General features: G+C 42.3%; 2 protein-coding genes. Both read left to right on the top strand.

All coding sequences use genetic code 11. The features are described from left to right. Nucleotides 1–34: 34 nt before the first annotated feature. Nucleotides 35–481 (top strand): GNAT family N-acetyltransferase, encoded by a 447-nt coding sequence (locus tag ACP45E_RS19610; RefSeq protein ID WP_017038094.1) that lies wholly within the window; start codon nucleotides 35–37, stop codon nucleotides 479–481. A 131-nt stretch (nucleotides 482–612) separates the two neighbouring features. Further along, on the top strand, nucleotides 613–1,077 hold the full coding sequence (locus ACP45E_RS19605) for a GNAT family N-acetyltransferase (RefSeq protein WP_017038093.1): 465 nt from the start codon (nucleotides 613–615) through the stop codon (nucleotides 1,075–1,077). The last annotated feature ends 119 nt before the right edge of the window (nucleotides 1,078–1,196 follow it).

The following is a 1,196-nucleotide window of genomic DNA, read 5'->3' as shown; positions in this document are numbered from 1 at the left end:
CCACTTAGTAAGGCGTTATGTGCTCGGAGGGAATATGGAAATTCAAAAGGTTCTAAAAACGGATTTAGACGCTGTAACAAGGCTTGTTTCAGAGGTCTCAGCCAAGGATGTGCTTCCAATGCTTAATGCACAAGGAAAGCAAGAGTATAAGGACAGAGTATTACCTGACTTAGCATCTACTCTTGATGATGAGAAGTTTTCATCAATTAAGGCGGTGTCGGGTGGAGAAGTTCTTGGTTTTGCCGCTTTGCGTGGTGGAAATTATCTAACTCATTTGTTTGTTGCAAATTCACAGCAGGGTTCAGGTTTAGGTCGTATTTTATTGAATCATTTGCTCAATCAGACAGACGCTTGTGAAGTTAGCCTGCGTTCATCGGTAAATGCTGTTGGGTTTTACAATCGCAATGGTTTCGTAGCAACAGGTGAAGAAGCAGAGTTAAACGGAATTCGTTTCGTGCCAATGTCTTTAGTTCGCACATAACAATTTGTTCAAGCAGACAGCTAACGTTTGGCGATTTTGGTTTGGTTGAGTTTAGTGATTACGGTGGCTTTGTTTGGGTGCAGTGGCAGTTAGCTGCTACTTAACAAGGCGTTATGTGCTAGGAGGGAAACGTGGACAAAATCGTTATTTCACAATTAGTTGATAGTGATCGAAGTGCTGTGTTTGACTTGCTTCAAAACGAGCAAACTATGAGGTTTTTGGGACCTAGAAGACCTTTGACTGATGCAGAAGCTGAGGTTTGGTTTGCTAATGAGCAACAGGCAGAAACTAGGTTTGCGTTCAGGTCTGTTGAAACTAACGAAATTGTTGGGTTTTGTGGAATTACGCTACTTGATGCTGAACTAGACTTTGGGTATTTCATTCGACAGAAGTTTTGGGGGCAAGGACTAGCGTCTCTAATGTGCAAGTCAGCAATATTCAAACTGGCTCAATCCATCGACTTAACCCAAGTTAAAGTTTTCATTGCTTCAGATAATGTGGGTAGCCAAAAAGTGGCGCATAAACTTGGTTGGCAAATAAAGTGCGTAGCTGAGAACGAATTTGAGTCAGGACACTTGTATCAAATTCGCACATAACAAACAATTTAAGAGTGATTCCCCACGCATGGCATTTTTTGCTCGGGTCAAGTTTGGTGTTTACGGTGTCCTATTCGAGTGTCGTGGTTGCGTGGCTCACACCTTAATTGGGCGTTATG

Origin of the sequence: Vibrio genomosp. F10 str. 9ZD137 (genome assembly GCF_049974785.1) — a bacterium.
Lineage (GTDB): Bacteria > Pseudomonadota > Gammaproteobacteria > Enterobacterales > Vibrionaceae > Vibrio.
This window is presented reverse-complemented; position numbering and strand designations above follow the sequence as displayed.

Excerpts from the sequence above, each read along its gene's own strand:
- ACP45E_RS19610 (WP_017038094.1), top strand. The coding sequence starts at position 35 with ATGGAAATTCAAAAGGTTCTAAAAACGGATTTAGACGCTGTAACAAGG.